The sequence below is a fragment of the Halobacteriovorax sp. HLS genome (genome assembly GCF_004006665.1).
Classification (GTDB): domain Bacteria; phylum Bdellovibrionota; class Bacteriovoracia; order Bacteriovoracales; family Bacteriovoracaceae; genus Halobacteriovorax.
In genome coordinates, this window is the sequence record NZ_QOCL01000001.1 from 474,743 (window position 1) to 500,056 (window position 25,314).

Consider the following 25,314-nt stretch of genomic DNA (forward strand, 5'->3'; position numbering starts at 1 on the left):
TCAAAACATAGTGCATAATATAGCTATGGTATCGAAATTATTAACAAAATATCCTATTTTTATGCTTGGTCTTCTGATGATGACCATCTTCTTATTCCAGCTTAGGGATAAGGGTTATTTTGGTTCTAGAAAAGAGAGAATGATCCCTACCTCTTGCCGCGCAGTTAGAGTAAAGCTAGCCAAGAGAATTCCTTCGAGTTGGAACTCATCTTGTGAAGGTAATAACCTAGCAGTAGAGATAAACTTCCTTATAGAAAAAGGAAGTGTTAACGACTTCAACTCTCTTCGTGCTGTAATGTATAGAGAGTTAGCAAATGATCTTATTTTAATCGCTAAGAACTCTCCTTCTGATAGTCTAGAAAGAACAGATATTATTAGAGTTAAAATTACTCACTCCGACTTAGAAATTAATGCTGTCACCGAGGGACGGTTTTTAATAAAGCTTTCCACTATAAAATCTAAAGAGCTTATCAAAGAACACTTAAAGGCCACTGTTCAAGTTAAAGAATCTAAGAAATAAATCACTTGGTCTTGCTATAGCATCAAGCTGATGTCCTTCAAACTCTAATTGATATCTATGAGCGTGTAAAAATAATCGCTCACTTTCACTCCCCCCATAAAGAATATCACCTAAAATAGGAAATCCAATTTGCGCTAATTGACAGCGAATTTGGTGTTTAACTCCACGACCTAGTAATACCTTAACTAGAGAAAGGTTCTCTTGTTCGTTATAATCTATTTTTTCAACTTCTAATGTTACTCCACTTCCTGAACAAGGAGTTGCTTTCATCGTGGCCCCTTTAGGGCCAAATGTCGTGAGTTCATGTTGATGTTGTCCATCTTTATTGAAATCTCCACGCACAACTGCTAGATACTCTTTTCTTTTTGCAATTTTAGAAAAATTTTCACGACATTTATTATGTAACTCTAAACTTTTTGCAAAGATTAGCACTCCGCTTGTTTCCTTATCTAATCTATACAATAGTGTAGACTCAGCACTTTCTTGAAAGTAAGTAAGATGCTCATAACAGTATTCGCTTCGAATTGAATTAAGCACAGTATCTGTTTCTAAGTAGGTGTGAGGGTGACCATGAATACCAAAAGGCTTATTTATAACTAAGAAGTTTTCATCTTCAAAAATCTTCTCAATTTTTTGATTGCTATAAATTGGGTTTATCAGGCCTTTATTTAGTATATCCAATGGTAAATATAGCTCGTCTTTGCTCATTACTTTCTTATTTAAAAAGTTCTTTGCAAAAGTTTTTTTCAGAAAGCTTTTTGAAAAAAGAAGCTCCTTACTAAGGAGCTCTTCTATAGTCGAATAATTTTTTAATATACACAGATTTGCTTTATTTTGAATCAACCTTATGTCCTGTAGTATCAAGATCTGTTTTACGAATAATGAACTCAACTCTTCTTGAAGCCTCTTCAATCAGCTTCTGACTCTTACCTGGAATATTCTCAGGACGAACATCTCCATAAAAGACTGTCGTTATTCTTTCTGGTTTTACACCTCTACGAACTAAAGATCTAGTAACAGCACTTGCTCTTGCTCCAGAGAGTTCAAAAGCATCTTTTTTCTTATCTGTAGACTCTTCACCTCTACTAGCATGGCCTTGGACGAAAACAGTCCAAGACTTATTAGTGAGTAATTTAATAAGCCTTGAATAAACATCTACAGATAGCTTTTCATTAGCGATCTCCAAAGACCCTTTTTTAAAGTAAATCTTATCCTTAACCCTAACCTTGATACCTTCAGGCATTTCATAGATATTTACAGAGTCGGATAGATTAAATTCATAGAGATCATTCTTCATCTTCTTCAAGTCTTCATCTGACTCTCGATTAATTTCATGCTTATCTAAAATACCTTCCATTGTGAGGAAGTCGATAGGAAATGGCCTAATAGGTTCCTGAGAGTCAATCATAGTTGGAGAATCATCAGGAGACTTACCTCTTTGAATTACCTCACCGTGCTTTAAGACGTTTCCACCAAAAGCATCACGAATAGAACCTAATGCTGCTTCATATTTAGCTGTTTCAGTTTTAGCAAATGATAGAAGTAAAACGAAGAATGTCAGTAGCAGTGTAACGAGATCCGAAAATGTCGCCATCCAGCCCGGAAGGCCAGGGGGACAATCGGGACACTTAACTTCTTCTGGTGGTACTTCATCACCACCACCAGCGGCTTGGTTTTCTGCTTCTTCTGCCATAGTTACCTCGTCATCCTAACGATTTATTATTCTGCTGCTTCCTCATTACCAGCATCTCTTTCAGAAGGTGGTAAGAACGCATTTAATTTTTCTTTTATTAGTCTTGGGTTCTCACCCGCAACAATACCTAGTGTTCCTGCAATAATAATACTCATCTTTGCAGCTTCAAGTCCGGATCTATAGGCCATTTTTGTTTTCATTGGATTACAAAAAACGTTCGCAATAATTGCTCCATAGAATGTAGTTAGTAGTGCAACGGCCATGGCTGGACCAATTGCAGAAGGATCTGAAAGGTTCTGAAGCATCTGTACCAGACCAATCAAGGTCCCAATCATTCCCATCGCAGGACCATCATCCGCCATCCCTTGGAACACTTCTACTCCTACCTTATGCCTTTCAATCATTGCATCAATTTCAAGTTGTAGAATTGAACTTATGACCTCAGGAGGTCTGTTATCTGCTGCAAGTGTCATTGCTTTTTTAAGAAATGGATCTTCGATTGGAACTTTTTCAAGAGCAAATACTGATTCTCTTCTAGCCGTTTCTGCTAAATTTCCAATTTCATCTATTGTAGACTTTGGATCAGCAGGAGAGAAGAAGAATGCTTTCATAGCAAAGCCAACAATATTTTTTACGATTTCAATTGGCCATCTAAAGAATGTAACCCCTATTAGACCAAGCCCAACAACTAGAGTTGAAGGAACGTCGATAAAAATACCTAAATCACCACCAACTAAAATTGATCCTAGAATCGCAACCGACGCAACTAGAATCCCGATAATGGACGCTATATCCATGAAATACTTCCTTGTAATATTTAAGTTATCTAAGTATCGGAAATTTTAGAATTGGCCTTACAAATTCTTTACTAACTATTTGAATGTAGGAATTTCTTCTTACATTAATAGACTTTCCTCTACTTTAGTCTTATTAAATAATTATAGATGAAGTTCAATGTGTTTTCGCTATGATAGCTTTTTCCTAGTTGGTTAATGCTCTAGAGCAATAACCAACTAATTACATCAGCTTTATAATGATTTTAAATAGACTTCTAACTCTTTAATCTCAGATTGAGATAAGCTTCCGCCTAGAGGCATTCTGTATTTTTCATCTTTAGATTTAACTCTTTTTAGAATTTTATTCTTATAATCTTTAAGCTTCGCCTTATCTTTAAAGGGAAGATTATCTTGGTGACAGATGGCACATTTAACTTGAAGCATTTTCTCAACAGGATTTGTAAGAGTAGCAATTGAAGGTTTTTTAATCTCTGATTCTGCCAAAGCATCGCATACCTTAATTAGTTCGGCCTTATCTTTGCCACGTGAACTCTTAGCGATTTGAATACAAAAATCATAAGGGATATTAAGCATCATAACTTTCAATGCAGAATTATCACCTCCATCCCAATCGGTACATATTCCCTTCCAAAGCTCAGCAAGCTTACTAAAGGAGTCATCAAACACCTCTCCTTTGAAGCAGCTACGAGCAATATCAATTGATCGTGGAGGAACATCAGGGATTTTTGAATAAACAAAGCTCAATTTCTGACCTGGTCTTTGATCAAGATAGATAATAGTATCGTTTTCAATAAAAACGGGAAAATAAGAATTTCCAATTTTATTTTGTGTTACAGGAGTGATGGATTTATTATTTCTATCATAGACAAATACATTTCGAACTTCTGCCTCATCATTAAACTTTGGAGGAAGTGCGATCTCAGCAGAAATTCTTCTTGCACGATTTTGATTAACTGTTTCAGTCACATGAAATGCTATTTTAGAAGAGTCGAAGTTAAAATCGGCCTTACCAGATGGATAATCTAAACGATCGATCTCCCTAATTCCTGAACCATCTTCTGCAATACTAAAAATAACAGTCTGATTAGTATTTACATCTAATAAGGATAACTCACGTCCATCTCTTGAGATCATTGGCAATTTATAGCCTTCAGCAGGAATTTTAAAATCTTCACTTTGAACACCTAAAATATCACTTCCATTTAATTTATAATCTCTAATCAAAAGCCGACCTACAGCCTGACTATCATCTAAGCTCAATACTCTATAGTTTCCATTATCTAGTGTTCCGACACTCTGGTAAGTACGTGATGTATTTGAATCAATCCTACCAGTACGCTTGTCAAAATCCCCTCTTCGATCTCTTATGATATCCCAATTTTTCATTTGCATTAAATTCAAAGACCAACGTGGTAAAGAAGGATTCCTCCAATTGATCGAAGTTAAGAACTTTCCATCTTGACTTGGTACTGGATCAGCTTCTCCTGGAAGTAATAACTCCTCACCAGTATGAGTATCAAGCCTAAAATTCTTATTCTCTCCAATGTAGTATATATACCTGCCATCAGGGGAGGCCTTGAAGAAGTAATTTGGCTCTAATTTAGGAACGATCCTTTTGATAATACTTTCGTTACTCATATTACACATTTTCTTATCAACTGCTGCAAAAGTTGGACACGAAAGTAGTATTAGAAAAAAGATGGATTTTTTCATATTTATTCCAGATATTTTTTGATTAAGGCCTGAAGCTTAATTTTATTATTATACCCAGGAACTCGAACTATTAATTTTGAATTTTTATAAAGGACCATACTTGGATAGTGAATGTTTATGCCAAACTTTTCTAGCTTTCTTGAATTCATTTTCTCTAAGTATTCTTTGGGTAATTTATACTTTCCAATTATTTTCTTAGATATTTCTTCTAGTGAATTTAGGTCTGCAAGAACTTTTACAGGAACCCCAAGTTCACTTATATACTCTTGCAACTCTACTAGTTCATAAACTGACAAGCTCATATGTGCAGACCAGACAAGAATAATTCCTTTCTTATTCTTCTTCATCAGCTTAGTCAGATCATCATCACTAAAACCGCTACCGATAAACTTTGACTTTAGAAGAACGACGCTACATTCAGGCATTGTAAAACTAAAACCAACTTCAACAGAAGAGTTATTCATTGTTACCAACGACTTATTGCCTTCAACTTGAAGCCTTACTTCTCCTCCTTCTTCTAATGGAGAACTAACAGTAGACTCAGAGGTCTTACTCCATTTCTCTGGAGTTCCAAAATTACCAACTGCTTCGAGGGTTTGATTAGTACAAGGAATCTTTGCCAAAAAATTATCTGACTTAGAATAAGTATTTAAACTATATAGGCAAAGTAGGACGAGGTGTAACTTAACAAAGTAATTCATCTAATAACTTTATCTTAAACTACTCTATAAGTTAGCCCTAAATATTTTTCTTATAGTGCTCTACAGTTGGCACGATAGTAATTGACGGAAATGATCTCATTTAAGTTTTGAAGACTTAAACCTTCATTATCAAAAGATAATTTCAAAAAATCACCTCTTTCCGTTTTAAAAGAAATCCCCTCTCTATTTTCAGACAAAGAAGTAAGATAGATTATTTCGTGATTATACTCGATTAAAGCATCACCTGAATCTAGAACTGTGAGATTTAATCCCTTATCCAGAGATCTTGGATTTGAACACTTATATGTACGCTTAGTAGAAGCGCTAACTGGTAGACTTAATAATATTGTAAATAGTAATAATAATTTCATAGCTTTCTCCAAAAAGATGGCGCTTTAAATCATTATTAAAAGAGTATGTATCGGTGTAGATAAATTTTACAAACTTTTAGATAAAAAAAGACCCGGCACTAGGCCGGGTCCATTAAATAGATGTCTACTCTTAAATTGAAAACAACTCCTATGTTTCCCCGCCCAAGGCTTAAGAGTGTCATCAACTAGCTTTTTACAAACTCGATCGTTGACTCCAAATAAGTGGCCATTGATTTTCTGAGTAGGGACATTGAAACAGGTTCCTCGTCTATAAGAAGTTCTTTCTTAATAAACTCAACTGGAAATCCCGTCATTTCTGAAAGAGTCGAAAACGAAACCTTTTCATCCATACTGGAAGTTTGCGAATTCAATTCTGCCGTCTTGGCCAAATCTTGTTGTGACACTTTACACTCCTTTGTACCTATCATCAGCTGCTATAACTTTAGGAAGATCTTATTCCTAATATTAGTTATGCCTATCCATGCCGATGGCCTCATTTCTTATGGTGCATAAAAATGTTATCTAATCCTGTTTCAGAGTGTCAAATATTTGCATCATCTTACAGCGAATTGTAAGACTTTATTAGATAAATAAAAAAGAACTAAAGTACTGATTTTAGAGGATTAAGAATAATTTTATCAACTATTTAATCTGGCTTTCTTACAATGATTTGTTAATTGAAACTTTAAAATATCACGATCGGAATGTAGAACTTCGACAAAATGCTCTATTAATCAATAAGTAATACTAATCTATGAGATAAGAATCTTTATAAAAGAATCTTTTTTCAAATGCATTTCTAAGAACTCATCTTCACAGTTACTCAATAATGTAATGCCTCCACCAGCACTATAATTAAGTTTTCTATTTTTAAGATCAACAACGGCCGTTCTGATATTAATGGAAGAGTTACACATTCTATTGGCCATTAGTATTGTACTTCCGCAGTACGCCCCTCTATTTCTCTTTTCTATGTCCTTAATTATTTGCATTACTTTAAGTTTTGGTGCCCCCGTTATACTCCCCCCAGGAAACATGGCGCGAACTACCTTTAAGAGATTAGCATCCTGAGAAAGCCTCGTGGTTATAAGGGAATACTGATGAATAATTTTAGGTACTAAAAGAGGTTCATTTTTTTTAACAACTCTAGAGGCGCTTAGTTCAATTCGAGTTAGATCATTTCTCAAAAGGTCAGTAATCATATTTAATTCGGCTTGGTCTTTATTAGACGATAGGAGTTTTTCCCAGTCTCTTTTCCAATTTTCTGTTCGAGGCAGGGTTCCTTTTATTGGCATTGACCAAATAACTGGTTCCGTACTTTCTACTCTTGAGTTAAATAAACATTCAGGCGAATTACTTAGTAGTAAAAGGTCTAATTCTTCAACAAAAGTGGCATGCGCATAAGGAGAGATATTTTCTCGTTTTGCCCAGAGCTTTGAACATATGTCATCTGCTGAATAATCTTCATTAATTGCAAACTCGAAATCATAAGTAAGGTTTACTTGATAACAGTCTCCATTTTTCAAATGTCGCTGAACTTTTTTAAAATCTTCTTTATACTTTCTTTTATGAACACCCTTTAAAGGTCTTAGGCTGATCTCTGTTGAAGAAGTGATCGGAGTCCACTTGTCTTGTCGCTCATACTCTAACTCTAAAACCAAGAGAGTATCATCTGAAGAAAATTCAAGATCATTAAATTCATATCCAGCTTCATAAAATAAATGAAAGATTCTCTTAGCTTCAAACTCTGTTGTCTGAAGCTTTATTGTCTCCAAATATTCTTTAAATTGATCAAACTTAAATGGGTGTGAAGCTCCCGTGAGAAGGTCAATATAATGATTGAGATAATAGGCCTTAGCCTTTAAAGGTTTTGAATAACGAGTAAATTTCTCACCATCCCAAAAAGTTGACCACATAGTAAACTAGTTATCATCAGTAGAAAAAGCAGGATTCTCGAAACTAGTATAAGGACCTACCCAAGATAATTTGGCCGTCCCTGTTTCACCAGCACGGTTTTTACCAACTATAATCTCAGCTATTCCAGGCTCTTTTGTATCAGGGTTATAATATTCATCTCTATAAACGAACATAATAATATCAGCATCCTGCTCAATTGCACCAGATTCCCTTAAGTCAGAAGTCATCGGACGTTTATTAGGTCTTGCCTCAACACCACGGTTAAGCTGGGAAAGTGCAATCACTGGACAACCAAGTTCCTTTGCCATGGACTTTAGACCCCTAGACATTTCAGAGATCTGCTGTTCTCTAGGAAGGTTTTTAGTACTAGCACTCATTAACTGAAGGTAATCAATTATTATTAAACCAATACCGGACTCAGTCTTAATTTTACGACACTGAGACTGAATATCTAAGATAGTTGAATCACCAGAATCATTTATATAGATCGGATATTGTGAAAGTTCTTGAACCGCTTTACCAATACTTCTAAGGTCAGTATCTAAGAAGTTCTTTTGCCTAATTCTCTTAGAGTCTACTTTTGCTTTTTGAGAAAGAAGACGCATTGAAAGTTCGTTAGATAACATCTCCAGAGAGAAAATTGCCACAGGTAGACCAGAGGCGGCACAAGCATTTTGTGCGAAGTTAAGGGCCAAAGCCGTTTTCCCCATAGCAGGACGAGCAGCAAGTACAATGAGCTGGCCAGGTTGGAGACCTAATAACATCTCATCAACTTTAGGATACCCTGTAGTCAGTCCATGAATCTCTCCTGGCTTTCTAGAAGTATCTTCAAGCTCTTTTAGATTAAGTTTGAGGCAGGAGTTTAGTTTCTGCATCTTTCCAGACTTGGCCTCATTAGTTAATTTAAAAAAACTAGACTCTACTTCTTGAATAAAGTCTTCAGGCTTACCACCGAAGTCATAACCCATGGCCGCGACTCTCTCCGCAGTCCGGACAACCTCGCGCATACTGGATTTATCTTTAACAACCTTAGCGTAATGATAAATATTTGCGGCAGAGGCTTGATCTTCTACAATTCCCATAACGGAAGCTTGACCACCTACTTCTTCAATTTTACCTAGTTCGGTTAATTTAGAGCAAACAGTAATGAGATCAATTGGTTGGCTACTATTATTTAAGTCAGTAATGGCTTCATAGATTACGCCATATTGAGGATGATAGAAGTCCTCTCTCTTTAGTTTTAAATCACTCATTTCATCAAAAGAATTACCATCCATAATTAGACAACCAAGTAATGATTTTTCTGCTAATAGATCGTGTGGAAGTTGCTTGAGATTTCTCTCCATAACTTTCTCCTGAATAATTTGAGGGGGATTTAAAAACAAGGCCTAGAGCAAGCTCTAGGCCCAAACAATAAGATCAATTATGATCTTAAAATTCTGTTAGCTTCTTCTTTAAGTTTTTCTTCTTCAGTAAGCTCTTTTACTTCTTCAGTTTCAACTTCAACAGTCTCACCGTTAGCAGCAGCTTCTGCAGCAGCAGCTTTCTTTCTTTCAGCATCTTCGTGCTTCTTTTTCATCTCTTCTGCTTGAACAGGATCGATTACAACATTTACTTTGAAAGAAGCTTCAACACCATCAACAAGTTTAGCAACAACATCAAATGTTCCTAAAGCTTTGATTGGAGCAGATACAGAAATCATTCTCTTCTCAAGAGAGATCTCTTCTTTTGCAAATTCTTTAGCGATTTCTAAGTTAGAAACAGCACCAAAAAGTTTACCTGAACCAGCAACTTTTCTTACGAATTCGATTGTTCTACCTTCAATTTTCTTTGCAATTACAGATGCTGCAGCTTTTTCTTCAGCGATCTTCTTAGCAAGAACTTTTTGGTGGTGGTTTAATTGTTTTGTATTTGCATCATCAGCAAGTACTGCAAATTTACCTGGGATAAGGTAGTTTCTAGCATAACCGCTAGATACGTTAACGATTTCCCCGATATTTCCAAGAGTATTTACTCTCTCAGTTAAGATAACTTTCATATTATATCTCCTTCATTATTATTTTTTTTTTGTAAGAACTTTCTAAAATTCACCCATAAGTCTAACACTCCCAACAGAGCAAGAACTTGATATCCTGCAAAGATTGAAAAGATGACTATAAAGCTTCTAAAGAATCCGAAAATTCTAAATTTATCAAGCGCGTCCGAGACGATTCCAAAACCTTGAAAAAAGTAAAAGATAGCTAATGCATAAACAACATTCCACCCAACTAAAGTAAGAAGCTCACTCTTTAAAACATAAGTTCCAAGAGGAATGAACGCCATGGCTAAAATTAGTATGAATATAAATTGTTCAGGCACTTTAAAGCGCACAAAATCCTTCATTGTAAAAGGATAATCATGAATTGATTTCCAAATACGTGAGTTTCTCATAAGCATGAATTGTGACATCCACAGAATAAAGAAAACTCCAACAAAGGCCCCTCCAATTGAAAGCTCTAAAATTCTAGTCGCGATCTCTTTAGGGTACTTAATTATATAGGCCCAATCATCGGCTTGAGCACCGCCAGTTGCCATAATTTCATTATAGCTAGGACTTGATTTTATAGTTTGTCCAATTACTTGAACTTGCTCTGTAACCAGATCAATTGCAGATTTTTCACTGACAATTAAAATCCCACCTACAATAAGTGATATTAATGTAAAAATAAAAAAGCCGTTCTTTATAAGACCTATAACAGGGTTTACTTTTTTCCAAACTACATTAGCCGTTAAATAGGCCATTAATGCTAGAACATTAAAGCCAACTCCTAAACTTTGAAAGCCTGCTAAACTTGGAATTGCAATAGATATCGCAAGAATAATTGCCCCAATTGATAGAGTCATTATCCAAGTCTTCTTCGCTCCATAGAGTAGAAAAGCTGTAGAAAGTGGAACAAGTGCAAACACACATAATGGTCCTAAAGAAGATAATATCAAAGAAACGACACCTAAGAAGATGAGCTTCCCATTAGTTAAATCACCAATTACCTTCTCCTTCGAGTTGGTAGATGTTTTAACGTATGTATTATCTTGGTCAGAATTCATTTTTACTTAAAACCCTAATTATTCAGCAAAAGTATTAGTAATGTGACTAACTAGACCCATGTTTCTCGCTCTTTTAATAGCAGCGTCAGCAAGTCTATGACTCTTACGACTGATACCTGAAACACGGCCTGGATTGATCTTACCAAATTCATTGATTAACCAACCGTAAGTCTTAGGATCTTTCCAATCTGGAGTTATACAGTTTGCAGCAAACCAACATGCTTTTCTTCTTGCAAATCTCTTCTTATCTTTTTCAAGATCTTTATCTGCATCACCGTCATCAACGATTGATCCATTAAATTTCTTAGAAAATGGAGACTTAAAAGTTTTAGCGAATTTTTCACCTTCTTCTTTAGTGTCGCCAACTTTTACGAAAATTTTCTTAAGGATAAGTTCGTTGTTCTTTAGACGTCTTTCAATTTCTTTAAGAGCGTCACCGTTTCCAGAAACAACTAGGTAAAGATAGTGACCTGTCTTAATACCGTTTGAAGTGGCTTGAGCAAAGTGCTTGTTACCCCAATCATCAGTTAATAAAACTTCACCTTTAAATTCTGAAACTACTTCAGCAACCATTGTATTAACTGCTGCTCTTTGTTCTTCTGTAGCTTCCGTCTTAGCCACGATGGCCAATTCATAAATCATGTAAACCTCCCGGACAATTTATGGCCCTAACCCGGCGGTTAGAGCGAGATTCTTCTTAAATGTTCGCACAAGATAGCAAAAATGAAGTAAAAGGTAAACGGATATGGAAGATTATTGACGCATAATAACTACCTGTAATTACTGTGTTATCAATAATAAAGAACATGAGTGATCACATTAGCGCAAGATATTGAATTTTTTCGTTAATATCATCAATTTCTAAGACCTTCTGCTTTGTGTCAGGACAGGCTATCAAAAGCTCAACATAGAGACCGACTATCCTACAAGGTTCATTAAGGTGGCCCAGCAAAACATCTTTTTGCCCCTGCATTTTGACATTTGAACAAATCCATTTCTCAAGACAGGTCGATAATCTTCTCATCAATAAAACATTTTCACATTCTAGTTTTTGAACTTCATTTATAATTTCATATTCAGCGGTGAGATAAGGCTTATCATTGGTAACAATCTTAGTTATGCGGGCCTTTCCTTCCCCAGGAAGCATGATGACCATACTTCCGTCATCACTTTTTTGAATCAATCGAGGTAAACCAAAGCCAGCAACCGGCTTAATACAGCTAAAGATCTCATGCTCAATTGAAATATCTCCAGGTTCAAGTTCACTTTTACCGTAAACGAGAGCAACCGGAGTCTCTGTTTGAATTGAATCTTCAATCATTTTTAAATAGCGGGGCTCAAAAATATTTAGCGGCCTTTGAATCCCGGTCTGAAGAGAAATCTTAGTTAATGGAAATAGGTTCACAGTCTTTTTCATAAACAGATAGTAAACCCAAGGACAGAACTGAGCAATAGAGTCTAACGAATTAATCGCTTGAACAAAATCTTAAGAATAATTAAAGCTGGCCATACAATAATTGATATTTTTTTAAGCTATAATACCTAAATGAAAAACTTAAAATCTGAGTTTCTTCCACCGGGTGGACTTTACTTTAGAACAACACCATCTTTAATATCTACCACTCTAGGTTCTTGCGTTTCGGTTATAATTTTTGACCCTATTAAAATGACAAGTGGAATTTGCCATTATCTTAATTCATTTCCTGAGCAAAATTCTAAGCATCATGAGAATGAATACGGTATTTTTGCAATTGAAAACCTAATTCAAAAGTTTCTACAAAATGGCTCTATGCGAGCTTCCTTAAAAGCGAAAATATACGGAGGAGCAAATGTCACTGGGGATAAATACACTGGATTGCAATTATGTCAGAACAATATTTCTATTGCGATAGACACTCTCGATAAACATGGAATTCCAATTCTAGATCGAAATATTCGAGGTAAATTTGGAAGAGAGATAACATTTAATACTTCAACTTTTGAAGTCACCTTAAAAACTTATGATCCTTCGAATATAAAAGGTATTGATGAAATTTTTGAATATATAACTTTTAAAACTGGCAATGAGTCGGAGACCAGAGCATCTGTGTTTCATGCTGAAATACGCTCACATATGAGAGCCTTAGGAATAACAGACTACATAGAATATAAAGACTTAGTTTTATCAAAACAAAAAATTTCTCAAGAGCTAATCTCAAAAATTACAAATCATACTACAGAATGGTTTCGCTACTCTACTCTACAAAGAGAAATATTAGACTTTGTTAAAAATAGGCAAGACCTTCAAAAGCTAGAAGTACTTAGTGCTGGATGCTCAACAGGTCAAGAGCCTTATAGTATTGCGCTCTTTTTAAAAGAATACTCCAACTCATTAAAATATAAGATTACAGGTATCGATGTAGATTCTAAAAGTATTGAAATAGCAAAGAAAGGGGAATACAAAATAATTGAACAAAAGTTCATACCTAATATTTATCAAAGTAAATTAAAGGTTAATGCCAATCACTTTACTATATCAAATATCATCAAGGACAACTGCTTTTTTGAAACTCGAGATTTAAGAAAGATCTTATCATTAGAAAAAAAATTTGATTTGGTCATTTGTTTAAATGTGCTCATGTACTTTTCAAACAAAGATATACAAAGAATTACTGATAATTTCGCGATGAAATTAAAAAAAGATGGTCTACTATTCGTGAATATTAAACAGAAAATTGATCATAATTCATTCGAGAAAGTATCAGATGGGGTATTTAAAAGAGTTTAAGGAGACTTATGTCTCCTTAAGCACTAAAACTCTTGAGAAAATATTTCGTATTGTTCAATATGATAGTTATTTTCAGATCTAATTTGTAGAGACTTCCCATAGGCTTCTTCTAAATTTTCGATCATATCTAAATCATCACCACATAGCCTGGCCGTTACTTCTGGATGCGCATATATGAAGACTTTTGTTCCCGTTGCTTTTCCTAAAACTTTAATAAGCTCTCTTATCAGATCATAACAAACAGTAAGAGTAGACTTTACTCTCCCCGTTCCCTCACAATATGGACAAGGTTCACAAAGAACACGAGTCAAAGTATCCCTGGTTCTCTTTCTTGTCATTTCCACAAGTCCAAGTCCAGAAATCGGAAGAACATTAGTTTTTGAACGATCTTTCTTAAGAGCATCTATTAAGTGATTATAAACAGTCACTCTATGTTCTTCTCTTTCCATATCAATAAAATCGATGATGATAATTCCACCACAGTTTCTTAAACGTAACTGATAAGCAATTTCTTTAACTGCTTCCATATTAGTTCTAAGAATTGTTTCTTCTAAGTTTTTTCTACCTACAAATTTTCCCGTGTTAACATCAATTGAAACGAGTGCTTCTGTTTGGTCAATATTCAAAGATCCACCAGAGCGTAAGTAAACCTTATTACTAATGGCCCTTTCGATTTCCATATCGATTCCATATTTTTCAAAAATAGGGGCCTGCTCATCATAGAGTCTGGACTTTCCTTTAATGAGTGGAAGATATTTAGCACAAAACTTATCCACTTCTTTTTGGTTCTCTTTCGAGTCGACGATAACTTCTGAAACATCTTCATCAGTAATATCTCTAAGAAGCCTTTGAATAAAATTTAGATCTCTATAGCAAACCATCGAAGGTTTAGATTTTTCAGATTTCTTTTGAATTTCTTTCCAAATCTTGACCAGCATATTGTAGTCTGACTTTAAAGTTTTTTGGCTCTGCCCCTCGGCAACCGTACGAGCAATAATTCCTTGCCCTTCAGGTCTAACAGCATCTAAAATATTTTTTAGTCTCTCTCTTTCACTCTCATTCTCAATTCTTCTTGAAACACCCGTATGCTCAATAAAAGGCATAAAAACAACATGTCTACCAGCAAGAGTAATCTGACGTGTTATTCTTGGTCCTTTCGTAGAGATTGGCTCTTTTGCAACCTGAACAAGTATTTCTTGCCCTTCCTTCAAAAAGCTCTCAATAGTTGTATGAGAAGGTCTAAACCTCATATTGACCGATTCATTCAATGTGCTGAACTCATCTGGAATAACTTCCCCAACTCTAACTTGAGACTCTATCATCTTCTTAGTTTTTTCTGCCATCTCACGCTGTTCTTCGAGCGTAGGTATATATGCATCATCAACATAGAGAAAGGCCGCTTTTTCCCAGCCAATATCAACGAAGGCCGATTGCATTCCCGGAAGAACTCTTAGAACAATCCCCTTAAAGATATCTCCTACCTGAGGAACTTTTCCCTCACCTTCGGTTGATCTCTCCATTAGAAAGTCTAAAATCTCCCCATTTTCCATTAGTACCGCACGGCACTCGTTCAGGGTTTGATTAATTATTAGCTGCTTTGCCATGATTTTCCTTAATTAGTAATTATAAAAACATTCCCGCAATACAAGCAGTCATAAAACAGGCAATTGTTCCACCAATCATTGACTTAAACCCTAGTCTTGCTAAATCTTGTCTTCTCTCTGGAGCAAGAACACCAATACCACCAACTTGAATTGCAATTGAGCTGAAATTTGCAAAACCACAAAGGGCGTATGTAGAAATATTTATTGAACGCTGAGATATAGAACCTGCAGTGATCATATCCTTTAAATCAAGATATGCTACAAATTCATTTAAAATCATTTTCTTTCCAAGTAGCGAACCTACTATTGTACAGTCCGCCCAAGGAACACCCATTAGCCATGCTACTGGAGCAAATAAAACTCCAGAGATTAATTCTAAAGTTAATTCTGGGTATCCAAACCATCCGCCAACAAGACCGAGAAGACCATTGGCCATCGCAATTAAAGCAATGAAGGCCAATAACATTGCCCCTACATTTAGCGCTAATTGAAGACCTTCACTTGCACCATGTGCAGCCGCATCTACTAAGTTTGCAGTTGTCTTTTCTACGTTGAGCTTTAAATCTCCATGAGTATGTGAGTCTTCAGTTTCCGGAACTAAAATTTTGGCACAAACAAGTGCAGCTGGTGCAGACATAACTGAAGCAGCTAACAAGTGAGCAGCATCAATTCCAAACCCAACATAAGCTGCTAGAACACCTCCAGCAACTGTTGCCATTCCTCCAGTCATTAAGGCCATGAGTTCTGACTTAGTCATCTTTCCAATAAATGGTCGAATCACTAGTGGAGCCTCTGTTTGCCCCGCAAAAACATTGGCCGCTGCCGCTAAAGATTCAGCACCAGACGTACCCATTATTTTCACCATCACTTTGGCCATAAATCGAATTACAATTTGCATTACTCCGACATGATAAAGAATGGACATTAAAGCACTCATAAAGAGAATTGTTGGAAGAACTTGTACAAAGAAAACAAAGCCAAATTTACTAACATCTGTAAAGCTTCCAAAGATAAATTTAGAGCCTTCATTTGTGTAAGATAGAATTCCAGCGAAAAATTCTCGGGCGTATTCAAAGAAGTTCTGCCCTACATCGGTTTTTAAAATAATTAAACCTAGAACTATTTGTAGAGTAATTCCGGAAAAAACTGTTCTCCAGTTTATCTTCTTTCTATCACTACTCATTAAAACTGCGGCCGAAACCATTACAATTAAACCAAATAAAGAAATGAATCTTTCCATATAAAAATACTCCGATTTATAAATTCAAATCAGAGTACCAGAGCTATATAGAAAAGAGAAATTTCACGCACAGCAAAATTAAGCGTTATTACAAATAATTAGAAATCAAATGCGTAACTAAATGTTGGAAAGTTCTTAGCATTCTTTCTAAAAGACTTTTCACTTTGTTTGCTTTGCCACGCAACTCGTTGAGAAGTTCCAAACTCTGCAGTTGGAATACTACCGAGGTTTTCGTAAGTTCCCTTACTCTTTGTCGCTTGTTGCCACGCAACAACTCCTACCCCTACAATTACACCGAAAGCACCACCGATTAAAATATTTTTAAGGTGATCTTTTGGCTCTTCAACAAATGACAGTGTAGAAAGTCCTAAGATTGCTCCCCCGAGTCCCATTCCTCCAACAAGTGATAAATCCCCTAATGACTCATCAAGAATGTCACTCGACTTTGCCTCAGCAAATGCGCTAGGCGTAAAGAGTAATGTAAAGAGACTAATAAAAACTATTGAGTACTTACGAAATTTCACTAACATTTAAAAACCGCCTTAAACGGGCCATTTACAGTTAAAGACCCGAAGAATATGATGTTTATTCTTTCATAAAGAAAGTTACCCTATAACGATGCGTTTTTTTTAATAATGAGTCAAGTTCATGAAAAATAAGAAATTAGAATTAAAGTTTACACCTTACGAAATTATCTCGAAAAAAAGAGATGGTCACAAGTTAAGTGATGAAGAAATTAAGTGGTTTATTAGTGGCGTAACTGACAAGTCCATTCCAGATTATCAGACCAGTGCTCTTTTAATGGCCATTTACCTTCAAGGTTTTGACAAGAGTGAAACGGCATCTTTGACAGATGCCATGCTCTATTCTGGAAAAACATTAAAATTTGAAGGAACAAATGTAATCGACAAACATAGTACAGGTGGCGTTGGCGATAAAGCTTCTTTTATTCTTGCCCCTATTGCCCATGCCTGTGGAGTAAAAGTTCCGATGATGGCCGGAAGAGGACTAGGACATACAGGTGGTACAGTTGACAAGATTGAAGCTGTAAAAGGATTTCAAACAACTCTTTCACTAGAAGACTTTAAAAAGGCGGTTGAAAAGGATGGAATCGCTCTTATTGGACAAACTGGAGAAATTGCTCCGGCCGATAAGAAAATATATGCTCTAAGGGATGTTACCGCTACCGTTGAAAGTATCCCTCTAATTACAGCATCGATTATGAGTAAAAAGTTGGCCGAAGGTGCAAACGGTATTGTGATGGATATCAAAACAGGCTCGGGTGCTTTCATGAAAACCAGAGCAAGGGCCAAAGCCCTTGGGAAAAGTTTACGAGATACAGCGACACGCTTTGATAAGAAAATGATGACTATTATCACTGATATGAATCAGCCTCTTGGTGATGCTGTTGGAAACTCTCTAGAGATTATAGAAAGCATTGAGACTCTAAAAAATAATGGTCCAAAGGATATAACTGAAGTATCTGTTCAATTGGCCGGAGGAATGGTCTATCTAGCTGGACTAGCAAAAAGCCATAAGGCAGGAATAAAAAAGGCTAAAGAAGTGTTAAAAAATGGTAAGGCGCTAGAGAGCTTTAGAAATTTAATAAAGAATCAAGGTGGAGATGAACTAATCGTTGATGACTACACTCGTCTACCAATTGCCAAGCACCAAAAAGAAGTTCTTTCTTTAAAAAGTGGATATATTACTTCAATTGCCTGTCAGGAAATTGGTGAGCATATTGTATCTCTTGGTGGCGGGAGAAAGAAGACCTCTGATCTTATCGACTTTGGAGTGGGACTAATTATACATAAAAGAATTGGTGAAAAAGTGAAAGCTGGCGAGAAGCTTATTACTCTTTACTATAATGAGGGACAAGAGTCGACAGTGACTTCAATTGAAGAAGAGATTCTTTCTAAAAATATTAAGATTAAGGCCACTAAGCCAACAACGTTAAAACCTCTTATCTACGACATAGATGAGAACCCAATTTGTTAAATTAGGAATTTACCATGCAAAAGAAACTAGCAGAAGCTGCAAAATATATTCAAGATACAAAGAAGTGTTCGCCTAAAGTCGGTATTATTCTTGGCTCTGGACTTGGAGCATTTGTAGATAAAATTGAGAACCCTACAATTATTTCTTATAACGACATTCCTCACTTCCATCGAACGACTGTTGAAGGTCATAAAGGAAGATTGATTATAGGAAAAGTTGATAATGTTGAAGTCGTAATTCTACAAGGAAGATTTCATTGCTATGAAGGTCTATCGATGGATGACGTAGTTTTTCCAACAAGACTCCTTTCTAAACTTGGAGCAGAAATACTTGTGCTTACCAATGCAGCAGGTGGAATTAACGAGAAGTATAGAGCGGGAGAATTAGTTGCAATTGAAGACCATATTAACATGATGGCAAAAAATCCTCTTATTGGTGACAATGATAACGAAATGGGTCCACGTTTTCCTGATATGACTAAAGCGTACTGCCCTGAACTAAGAGAAATAGTTAAAGCGTGTGCCAAAGAACAAAATTATGAAATGAAGTCTGGTGTATACGCAGGCGTGCTTGGCCCAACTTATGAAACACCATCAGAAGTTAAAATGCTTCGAATTATTGGAGCTGATTTAGTAGGTATGAGTACGGTTCCAGAATGTATTGCTGCAAACCATATTGGTATGAAAGTTTGTGGAATCAGTTGCGTGACTAATATGGCAGCAGGAATCGAGAATGTAGTGCTTAAACACGAACATATAAAGGATGAAGCTTTAAAGGTAATGGAGCTCTTCTCTAATATCTTGCTAAACTCAGTAAAGAAGTTTGGTAAGTTGTAAGTAAGGGAAATAATTCTCTCTTTAATTTTTTAAAGTAGTAGAATACAATAATAAAGTAATAACACGCGAGCGAATGCTCGGTGAGGAAATAAATGAACGAATCTCTTGAGTTAATAAAAAATTTAGAATTTTGTGTCTTTGATTTAGAAACGACCGGAGGCAACCATAAGAATGACAAGATCATTGAAATCGGCCTCGTAAAAATAAAAAATTTAGAAATTGTAGAGCAGAAAAACTATTTAATTCAACCCGAAATTAAAATACCTGAATTTATTCAAAAGCTGACGTCGATTACACCGGAAGATGTTAAAGACTCACCTCTTATTGAAGATGTCATTGATGAACTTCTAGAGTTTATGGGAGATACTATTCTTGTTGCTCACAATACCAGCTTCGATGTTCCTTTTTTCAATTCTGTTCTTAAAAGACTAAAGAAGCCAATTTTAAAAAATAAGAGCTTGTGTACTAATTTAATGACAAAGTATCTCATTCCTAACTTAATGAATTCGAACTTGAATTATATGAGCAAGGTATTTGGGATCAAACATAAAAAGGCCCACAGGGCACTCGACGATGCCCTAGCAACTGCAGAATTACTACAGATTTATCTTCAAATTTTTATAGACAAGGGTATTAATAAGATAAATCACCTCTATTACCCTAGAGGTAGATATGAACTTGATAGGGCCAACTTTAAATCAGATACTCCTCTTAGTGAAATAAAGGCAAAGTTTGAAAGGCTGCATACTCCTCATATTGTTACTCTCAAAGGAGAGAATGGAGTTATTCTTTTTGCTCTTCCATGTAAAAATACTTCAGGGGAAAAAGAGTTCCTCTATCAGAAGCTAAAAGAGTTACCATGGAAGAATATGACCATAAAGTTAATTGGTCCATTTGTAGAAACGCTAATTAACTTCAATAATTTGTTTAATAAGATTGATACTAACGATAAAGGTGAGATTATTCGATTTCTTTGGAAAGAGCATTTACCGGAGATGAAACCACCTTTAAAAGATGATATAAATGACGGTAATATTTTAGATGTAAACTTTGGTGACTTTATAATAACTAACCACCTTGTTCCTGAGCAATATATTATCTACCCTGTGTTTGCGATGAATCAGAAATCAGAACTAATTTTTAGGTTTCCAGGCCATAAGAAAAAACTGATTCAATATATAAACTCTAAGTCGAGTAAACTAAGTAATAATAAAATTAAATCAACACACTTCTTGCCTCAATATAAAGCGTTTGTTGATACATACTTAATGAGTAAGAAAGAATCAGAAAAAATACTCTTTATTTTCAAAAAGGGACTTCCCTTAAAGCAAACTGATCAATTCTTCCTAGATTTTGAAAATTTCTTCAAAAAGAATCCTAACAATTATAAATTTCCAAAAGAGTATATCTAGGATTATTTAAGAATGAATAATCCTATTAAAACTCCACATAAGATATTGAGAATAAAAACTAAGGCCGACTCACTATAGTTACCGGCCTTAATAAGTGTTACAATTTCAAAAGCGAAAGTACTAAATGTTGTTAGACTCCCTATTTTTCCTGTTTTTAAAAGTAGCTGCATTTGAGGATCTTTAAGTTCATATTTTTCCAATACAAAAAATAAAGTACAACCCAAGACATTAGCTATTAGCGTACCTATCCAAGGTCTTTGCCCATAGCTGAGAATCGTCAAAGAAATAAAATATCGAAGACTTGCTCCAAAGCCTCCTCCTAAAAAAACAATTGCAGTACTTTTATAAATATCAATTGTCATAACTTCTCAAGTAGATGCGCCCCTCTCTAGTCAATATCTCAATATTAAGAATATTAAGTAAATGTAGAAAAAGCTTAGAGTTTTGCAACTGTTCGTAGAGTTTTATCTCAGGGGAAAAGGAAAAACTCATCTCATGCTCTCTTTCAATTACTGATACATCAATTTGATTCAAGTCATTGATTAGTAATTTTTGATGATGGCCGAGTGTAAAACCTTCATTTAAAATAAGATAGAATATCATAGATGCAATCGAGTTATTTAGAGGTCTTTTAAATGAGTCATCAACCCTGTACTCAATATGCATTTTAAGATTTGATTCAACCATCCTTGACCTTAACAGGCTCAAAGACTGCTCAAGAGAGCTCTCAAGAGAATCGCACTTAGAATTCAATGGATCCAATCTTGAAAAGCCTAAAAAGACTTCGATCAACTTCTTGCAACGCTTAGCTCCTAATTCCATATCTTCTAAAATAAGAAGAGAGTCATCTGCCAAATCGTCTTCTAATTTAAGCAGAGTAAGAGCAGCAAGTATCCCTGCAATAGGATTATTAAGTTCATGAGCGATTGAGCCTGAAATTATTCCTAACTCTTCAGAAGAAATAGTAACATTACCTTCTCTTTTCAATTCGTTGTTAGTAATGAAAACAAAAGACTCAAAGTCTTTTCCCCCTACTCTTATAGAATCTTTAAATACTTTATAAATATTATCTTGGATTTCTATAGTTACACCATTATCAAGCTTTAAACAGTCATTCGCATAAAGACCAAGTGAAGAAAATGTTGAATTATGTAAGACTAACTCACCTCTTTGACTCACGAGGCAAGTCGGAAGAGATAATGAATTCAATATAATTTCCCAATCACTCTTTGAATAACTTTCAAGTTTTTCTTTTTCTAGTTTTTGATCCTGATAAATAAGTAAGAGAGTAAAAATAAGCTTAAACTCACCATCGATTTCAACATCATCTTTAAAGCAATAAAAGAGATCTAAATTATTAGAATGAGCTCTTAAAACATTCGAATACTTTACAAGGTTTTCTGAACTCGTAAAATCCTCATAAGTCTTTACCTCAACTTCAATATCTAAGGTTGATAGTAAAAAATATTTAACTTTTTCTATTTCAGAGTGTTCTGAAATTTCTTTCCAATTTGAAAGGAAACTTAAAATTTCATTTAAAGGAAAGTCATCATAGGATGTTATTCTAGACTCAAAGAGAGATTCAAATAACCTTGCTTCATCTTCCATTAACTCATAGGCAACATCTTTTTCAATACCATTAGCAATAGAAGCCAAGAGTCCTGCAATAGATTCTTCAGAGAAATCGTTGACAAGAACGACATTATCTCTTTCAAAGTCAGACTCTAAGGCAACTTGCCAACCTAAGATACCTTCACATGCAATATCGGTAAAATATACTTTTGGAGAATTACTCTTCTTCCAATTTAAACTAGAAAGAAATTCTTCAAACTTAGGATCACATATATTTGTAGCGTATGTTTTGAGATTCATTCTTTAATGACCTTTCTTTTTCCGTCATGAAAATGTATATCTACAACAGAGCGATTAGGTAAATCATCAAATTCATCAATACTACTAACAACACTTCCATCCGTTGAACTTAGGTAGCTATAACCTCTATTTAAAATATTCTTAGGATTTAGCGCTAAAAGAAGGTCATGTTTCTTTTCAACAATATTTACGAAATTTTCTTTTTTCTTCTCAATTGAAGATAAGGCCCGTTTAGACAGATCATCTAATCTAAACCAATAATCGTGAATATGTAATAATTCAACCTCTCTCTTATGGAGGGATAGTTTTTCTAAACGTCGAGCAAGTCTTGTATGATTTCTTTGAACTGTTGATAATAGTCTATCTGGTCTGGCCAAAGAAACTGTGTCTTTACGAGAATTTATAATCTCCTTAGAACTCATGACTAAGTGTCTTCTTGAATTTTCGAGTCTAGAGATTAGCCTTGATTGTTCTTCACTGAGAATTTGAGCAGCAGCAGATGGTGTTTCGCACCTAAGGTCACTCACAAAGTCACAAATAGAATAGTCAACTTGATGTCCTACCGCACTTATCGTAGGTATAGGGCAATTAAATATATCCCAAGCGAGGGCCTCATCATTAAAGCACCATAGATCCTCTAAGCTTCCACCACCTCGACTTAACACAATGACGTCTAATTTCTTATCCTCTGGTGCTTGCATCGAATACTTTATAGTATTGAATAGAGACTTTCTAATTGCTTGGGCTGCAGTATCTCCTTGAACCAAAGTTGGAACAACTAGCACATCAACCCAATGACTTCTTCTTTTCATAATATTTAGAAAATCAGCAAGGGCAGCACCTCTGAGTGCTGTAATAATGGCAACTCGTTTTGGAAGCTTAGGTATTTCCTTTTTAACTTCTAAATCAAACAGACCATCCGCAGCGAGTTTTTTCTTTAACATTTCAAATTGTTCTTTTAGATCACCCTTACCTTGTTTGGTGATTCTCTTTACAATAATTTGAAATGTACCTCTTTTTGCATAGACACCAATCCCTCCAACACATTGAACTTTATCCCCATCCTTGAGTGTTCTTATTTCGGGATTTCTCATCGCATCCATTTTAAATAAACATGCGGATAAAGAGGCATTCTTATCTGATATAGTGAAGTAGTAATGGCCAGATGAAGAAAGAGATAGATTAGTAATTTCTCCTTCAATTGAAACTGATCGAAATTGACCTTCGAGAAGACCTTTCAACTCATTTACTAAGGAGGAAACACTGACATATCTTAAATTATTCATGTCCAAATACTATCAATTTTTTTATAAATAGGCCAAGTACGAATTGACTTGGCCCTTGAGGGAATTATTTATTCATTTTCTTAAATAAATCGAAAGATCTTATATAGTTTATGGCCTGAATCACTTGATAATCTTCTTTCGCATCATACTTAACAAACCAGTCATACTCTGGCTTTTCAGATTTCTTCTTCTTATCTGCTTTAAGTTTTTTCAGTCTAGCTCTTCTCTTTTCTCTGTCTGCTTTTTCAAGTGCTAGCCTTTCTTTCTTTTCTTGTGAAGTCTCTATTGTTGCAGTCAAATGATTCTTTAAATCCGATTCTCTTATAAATCTCTGCTCTTTTCTGTGCGCAGCAACCCAAGAACCTTCCGCCTCATCTACTTGCACATCAGGAATGATACCAATAGCTTGAATTTTTCTACCTTTAGGTGTCATATATTGTGCAATAGTAAGTTTAACACCTTTTTCATCATCAATTTTAGCTACTGTTTGAACAGAGCCCTTTCCAAAGGATTGAGAGCCCATAATAATACCTCTATTCCAATCCTGAATCGCTCCTGCAACAATCTCACTTGCTGATGCTGAAGAAGAGTTGATTAATACGACCAATGGAACATCCACTTCTTTATATCCTGATTTTTTAACATATCTAATTTCTTTATTCTTTGGGTCTCTTCCTTCTGTACTTACCACAACTCCATCTTTTAAGAAGATTGAAGATACATCTACAGCCTCGTCTAGAAGACCTCCAGGATTTGACCTAAGATCAAGAACAATACCTTTAAGTCCACCATTCTTTTCTGTTATCTTTCGACTTTTCTTGATTGCATTAATTATTTCTTCAGCTGATCTTTTTTGAAATTGCTTTAGTCGTATATATGCATAGTTCTTTCTTACAACAGAATGCTTAACCGGAGTAATCTTAATAATCTGCCTTGTGAGTACAAAAGTTTTTATTCCTTCATAATTTTCTCTAACAACACCAATTGTGATTTTATCTCCATTTTTACCGCGCATTCTATTAACAGCTTCTTCAAGGGTCGATCCAATAGTACTTTCATTATTGATCTCAACAATTCTATCTCCAGGCATCATCCCCGCTTTAAAAGCAGGAGAATCCTCAATAGGAGTGACAACAATTAAGCTTCCATCTTGAGCTGTAACTTCAAGACCTAATCCCCCAAACTCTCCTTTTGTCTCTTCTTGCATTTTTGCAAATACATTCTTATCTAGAAAAGCTGAATGTGGATCAAGAGTACTCATCATCCCCTTTATCGCACCTTGGATAAGCTTGTCTGTATCTACATCACGATAGTATTGCGACTCAACTAAGAATAGAACTTTGTTGAATAGTTCTAACTTTTCGAATCGTGACTTAGTTACCGCCATAACTTTTTGAGTTGAAAAGAAGCCTAGAAATAGGCCTCCAACGGAAAGAGCGATACATAAACTAACAGCTCTAAGGCTGCGCTTACTACTCTTCTTATTCATAATATGTCCTTATA

Annotated in this window: 25 protein-coding genes; 5 read left to right on the forward strand and 20 right to left on the reverse strand. The window is 35.3% G+C overall.

Translation table 11 applies throughout. The annotated features are described in order from the left end of the window. Positions 1-25 precede the first annotated feature (25 nt). Complete coding sequence (locus tag DPQ89_RS02340; protein ID WP_127714773.1) at positions 26-520, forward strand: hypothetical protein; 495 nt, start codon at positions 26-28, stop codon at positions 518-520. On the opposite strand, the gene DPQ89_RS02345 is transcribed toward DPQ89_RS02340, so the two are convergent. The 13 genes from DPQ89_RS02345 to DPQ89_RS02405 form a co-directional block, all read right to left on the reverse strand. Further along, complete coding sequence (locus DPQ89_RS02345; protein WP_127714775.1) at positions 482-1,363, reverse strand: RNA pseudouridine synthase; 882 nt, start codon at positions 1,361-1,363, stop codon at positions 482-484. The genes DPQ89_RS02340 and DPQ89_RS02345 overlap by 39 nt on opposite strands. Further along, positions 1,350-2,213 carry a flagellar motor protein MotB gene (locus DPQ89_RS02350; RefSeq protein WP_127714777.1) on the reverse strand — a complete coding sequence of 288 codons (864 nt, stop codon included), beginning with the start codon at positions 2,211-2,213 and terminating at the stop codon, positions 1,350-1,352. The genes DPQ89_RS02345 and DPQ89_RS02350 overlap by 14 nt, the downstream gene beginning before the upstream one ends. Before the next feature lie 26 nt (positions 2,214-2,239). Next, entirely contained in the window at positions 2,240-3,010 is a 771-nt protein-coding gene (locus tag DPQ89_RS02355) for a motility protein A (protein WP_127714779.1), read from the reverse strand. Between the two features lie 231 nt (positions 3,011-3,241). Beyond that, complete coding sequence (locus tag DPQ89_RS02360) at positions 3,242-4,723, reverse strand: hypothetical protein (RefSeq protein WP_127714781.1); 1,482 nt, start codon at positions 4,721-4,723, stop codon at positions 3,242-3,244. Positions 4,724-4,725: 2 nt separating this feature from the next. After that, entirely contained in the window at positions 4,726-5,424 is a 699-nt protein-coding gene (locus DPQ89_RS02365) for a hypothetical protein (RefSeq protein WP_127714783.1), read from the reverse strand. Between the two features lie 50 nt (positions 5,425-5,474). Continuing rightward, positions 5,475-5,795 (reverse strand): hypothetical protein, encoded by a 321-nt coding sequence (locus DPQ89_RS02370; protein WP_127714785.1) that lies wholly within the window; start codon positions 5,793-5,795, stop codon positions 5,475-5,477. Between the two features lie 185 nt (positions 5,796-5,980). Next, positions 5,981-6,199 carry a hypothetical protein gene (locus DPQ89_RS02375; RefSeq protein WP_127714787.1) on the reverse strand — a complete coding sequence of 73 codons (219 nt, stop codon included), beginning with the start codon at positions 6,197-6,199 and terminating at the stop codon, positions 5,981-5,983. 348 nt (positions 6,200-6,547) lie between these two features. Then, positions 6,548-7,711 (reverse strand): chorismate-binding protein, encoded by a 1,164-nt coding sequence (locus tag DPQ89_RS02380; RefSeq protein ID WP_127714789.1) that lies wholly within the window; start codon positions 7,709-7,711, stop codon positions 6,548-6,550. 6 nt (positions 7,712-7,717) lie between these two features. Beyond that, positions 7,718-9,058, reverse strand: coding sequence for a replicative DNA helicase (dnaB, locus tag DPQ89_RS02385; protein WP_127714791.1), 1,341 nt, complete (start codon positions 9,056-9,058; stop codon positions 7,718-7,720). Between the two features lie 77 nt (positions 9,059-9,135). Beyond that, positions 9,136-9,750, reverse strand: coding sequence for a 50S ribosomal protein L9 (gene rplI, locus DPQ89_RS02390; protein ID WP_127714793.1), 615 nt, complete (start codon positions 9,748-9,750; stop codon positions 9,136-9,138). After that, entirely contained in the window at positions 9,747-10,796 is a 1,050-nt protein-coding gene (locus DPQ89_RS02395; protein ID WP_127714795.1) for a DUF2232 domain-containing protein, read from the reverse strand. The genes rplI and DPQ89_RS02395 overlap by 4 nt, the downstream gene beginning before the upstream one ends. Before the next feature lie 18 nt (positions 10,797-10,814). Continuing rightward, complete coding sequence (gene rpsR, locus DPQ89_RS02400; protein ID WP_127714797.1) at positions 10,815-11,438, reverse strand: 30S ribosomal protein S18; 624 nt, start codon at positions 11,436-11,438, stop codon at positions 10,815-10,817. A gap of 172 nt (positions 11,439-11,610) precedes the next feature. Continuing rightward, positions 11,611-12,213, reverse strand: coding sequence for an LON peptidase substrate-binding domain-containing protein (locus DPQ89_RS02405; protein WP_127714799.1), 603 nt, complete (start codon positions 12,211-12,213; stop codon positions 11,611-11,613). 129 nt (positions 12,214-12,342) lie between these two features. Here DPQ89_RS02405 and DPQ89_RS02410 point away from each other — a divergent pair, with 129 nt between their 5' ends. Next, positions 12,343-13,563 carry a CheR family methyltransferase gene (locus DPQ89_RS02410; protein ID WP_127714801.1) on the forward strand — a complete coding sequence of 407 codons (1,221 nt, stop codon included), beginning with the start codon at positions 12,343-12,345 and terminating at the stop codon, positions 13,561-13,563. Positions 13,564-13,586: 23 nt separating this feature from the next. Here the strand turns inward: DPQ89_RS02410 and DPQ89_RS02415 are convergent, their stop codons facing one another. The 3 genes from DPQ89_RS02415 to DPQ89_RS02425 form a co-directional block, all read right to left on the reverse strand. Continuing rightward, complete coding sequence (locus tag DPQ89_RS02415) at positions 13,587-15,167, reverse strand: Rne/Rng family ribonuclease (protein WP_127714803.1); 1,581 nt, start codon at positions 15,165-15,167, stop codon at positions 13,587-13,589. A gap of 19 nt (positions 15,168-15,186) precedes the next feature. After that, on the reverse strand, positions 15,187-16,407 hold the full coding sequence (locus tag DPQ89_RS02420) for a NupC/NupG family nucleoside CNT transporter (protein ID WP_127714805.1): 1,221 nt from the start codon (positions 16,405-16,407) through the stop codon (positions 15,187-15,189). Between the two features lie 98 nt (positions 16,408-16,505). Next, on the reverse strand, positions 16,506-16,937 hold the full coding sequence (locus DPQ89_RS02425) for a hypothetical protein (protein ID WP_127714807.1): 432 nt from the start codon (positions 16,935-16,937) through the stop codon (positions 16,506-16,508). Positions 16,938-17,055: 118 nt separating this feature from the next. Here DPQ89_RS02425 and DPQ89_RS02430 point away from each other — a divergent pair, with 118 nt between their 5' ends. The 3 genes from DPQ89_RS02430 (at position 17,056) to DPQ89_RS02440 (ending at position 20,653) form a co-directional block, all read left to right on the forward strand. Then, positions 17,056-18,405 (forward strand): thymidine phosphorylase, encoded by a 1,350-nt coding sequence (locus DPQ89_RS02430; protein ID WP_127714809.1) that lies wholly within the window; start codon positions 17,056-17,058, stop codon positions 18,403-18,405. Positions 18,406-18,419: 14 nt separating this feature from the next. Next, a complete protein-coding gene (locus DPQ89_RS02435; RefSeq protein WP_127714811.1) occupies positions 18,420-19,241 on the forward strand; it encodes a purine-nucleoside phosphorylase in 822 nt (273 codons plus the stop codon). Positions 19,242-19,333: 92 nt separating this feature from the next. Continuing rightward, the gene (locus DPQ89_RS02440; RefSeq protein WP_127714813.1) at positions 19,334-20,653 is read left to right on the forward strand and encodes a PolC-type DNA polymerase III; all 1,320 of its coding nucleotides are present in this window, start codon (positions 19,334-19,336) and stop codon (positions 20,651-20,653) included. Between the two features lie 2 nt (positions 20,654-20,655). Here DPQ89_RS02440 and DPQ89_RS02445 read toward each other — a convergent pair whose 3' ends face one another. From DPQ89_RS02445 to DPQ89_RS02460, 4 genes are all read right to left on the reverse strand, one after another. Then, a complete protein-coding gene (locus DPQ89_RS02445; RefSeq protein WP_127714815.1) occupies positions 20,656-21,015 on the reverse strand; it encodes a CrcB family protein in 360 nt (119 codons plus the stop codon). Next, positions 21,005-22,525, reverse strand: a complete 1,521-nt coding sequence (locus DPQ89_RS02450; RefSeq protein ID WP_127714817.1) for a histidine kinase dimerization/phospho-acceptor domain-containing protein — start codon at positions 22,523-22,525, stop codon at positions 21,005-21,007. Before DPQ89_RS02450 ends, DPQ89_RS02445 begins: the two co-directional genes overlap by 11 nt. After that, positions 22,522-23,811 (reverse strand): exodeoxyribonuclease VII large subunit, encoded by a 1,290-nt coding sequence (xseA, locus tag DPQ89_RS02455; RefSeq protein WP_127714820.1) that lies wholly within the window; start codon positions 23,809-23,811, stop codon positions 22,522-22,524. The genes DPQ89_RS02450 and xseA overlap by 4 nt, the downstream gene beginning before the upstream one ends. Positions 23,812-23,875: 64 nt before the next feature. Further along, a complete protein-coding gene (locus tag DPQ89_RS02460; protein ID WP_127714822.1) occupies positions 23,876-25,300 on the reverse strand; it encodes a S41 family peptidase in 1,425 nt (474 codons plus the stop codon). Positions 25,301-25,314 lie beyond the last annotated feature (14 nt).

What these genes read in the sequence shown, in the direction of transcription:
- DPQ89_RS02340 (WP_127714773.1), top strand. Translation starts at nt 26, where the DNA reads ATGGTATCGAAATTATTAACAAAATATCCTATTTTTATGCTTGGTCTT.
- DPQ89_RS02350 (WP_127714777.1), bottom strand. Translation starts at nt 2,213, where the DNA reads ATGGCAGAAGAAGCAGAAAACCAAGCCGCTGGTGGTGGTGATGAAGTA.
- DPQ89_RS02355 (WP_127714779.1), bottom strand. Translation starts at nt 3,010, where the DNA reads ATGGATATAGCGTCCATTATCGGGATTCTAGTTGCGTCGGTTGCGATT.
- DPQ89_RS02360 (WP_127714781.1), bottom strand. Translation starts at nt 4,723, where the DNA reads ATGAAAAAATCCATCTTTTTTCTAATACTACTTTCGTGTCCAACTTTT.
- DPQ89_RS02365 (WP_127714783.1), bottom strand. Translation starts at nt 5,424, where the DNA reads ATGAATTACTTTGTTAAGTTACACCTCGTCCTACTTTGCCTATATAGT.
- DPQ89_RS02370 (WP_127714785.1), bottom strand. Translation starts at nt 5,795, where the DNA reads ATGAAATTATTATTACTATTTACAATATTATTAAGTCTACCAGTTAGC.
- DPQ89_RS02380 (WP_127714789.1), bottom strand. Translation starts at nt 7,711, where the DNA reads ATGTGGTCAACTTTTTGGGATGGTGAGAAATTTACTCGTTATTCAAAA.
- dnaB (WP_127714791.1), bottom strand. Translation starts at nt 9,058, where the DNA reads ATGGAGAGAAATCTCAAGCAACTTCCACACGATCTATTAGCAGAAAAA.
- rplI (WP_127714793.1), bottom strand. Translation starts at nt 9,750, where the DNA reads ATGAAAGTTATCTTAACTGAGAGAGTAAATACTCTTGGAAATATCGGG.
- DPQ89_RS02395 (WP_127714795.1), bottom strand. Translation starts at nt 10,796, where the DNA reads ATGAATTCTGACCAAGATAATACATACGTTAAAACATCTACCAACTCG.
- rpsR (WP_127714797.1), bottom strand. Translation starts at nt 11,438, where the DNA reads ATGATTTATGAATTGGCCATCGTGGCTAAGACGGAAGCTACAGAAGAA.
- DPQ89_RS02405 (WP_127714799.1), bottom strand. Translation starts at nt 12,213, where the DNA reads ATGAAAAAGACTGTGAACCTATTTCCATTAACTAAGATTTCTCTTCAG.
- DPQ89_RS02410 (WP_127714801.1), top strand. Translation starts at nt 12,343, where the DNA reads ATGAAAAACTTAAAATCTGAGTTTCTTCCACCGGGTGGACTTTACTTT.
- DPQ89_RS02415 (WP_127714803.1), bottom strand. Translation starts at nt 15,167, where the DNA reads ATGGCAAAGCAGCTAATAATTAATCAAACCCTGAACGAGTGCCGTGCG.
- DPQ89_RS02420 (WP_127714805.1), bottom strand. Translation starts at nt 16,407, where the DNA reads ATGGAAAGATTCATTTCTTTATTTGGTTTAATTGTAATGGTTTCGGCC.
- DPQ89_RS02425 (WP_127714807.1), bottom strand. Translation starts at nt 16,937, where the DNA reads ATGTTAGTGAAATTTCGTAAGTACTCAATAGTTTTTATTAGTCTCTTT.
- DPQ89_RS02430 (WP_127714809.1), top strand. Translation starts at nt 17,056, where the DNA reads ATGAAAAATAAGAAATTAGAATTAAAGTTTACACCTTACGAAATTATC.
- DPQ89_RS02435 (WP_127714811.1), top strand. Translation starts at nt 18,420, where the DNA reads ATGCAAAAGAAACTAGCAGAAGCTGCAAAATATATTCAAGATACAAAG.
- DPQ89_RS02440 (WP_127714813.1), top strand. Translation starts at nt 19,334, where the DNA reads ATGAACGAATCTCTTGAGTTAATAAAAAATTTAGAATTTTGTGTCTTT.
- DPQ89_RS02445 (WP_127714815.1), bottom strand. Translation starts at nt 21,015, where the DNA reads ATGACAATTGATATTTATAAAAGTACTGCAATTGTTTTTTTAGGAGGA.
- DPQ89_RS02450 (WP_127714817.1), bottom strand. Translation starts at nt 22,525, where the DNA reads ATGAATCTCAAAACATACGCTACAAATATATGTGATCCTAAGTTTGAA.
- xseA (WP_127714820.1), bottom strand. Translation starts at nt 23,811, where the DNA reads ATGAATAATTTAAGATATGTCAGTGTTTCCTCCTTAGTAAATGAGTTG.
- DPQ89_RS02460 (WP_127714822.1), bottom strand. Translation starts at nt 25,300, where the DNA reads ATGAATAAGAAGAGTAGTAAGCGCAGCCTTAGAGCTGTTAGTTTATGT.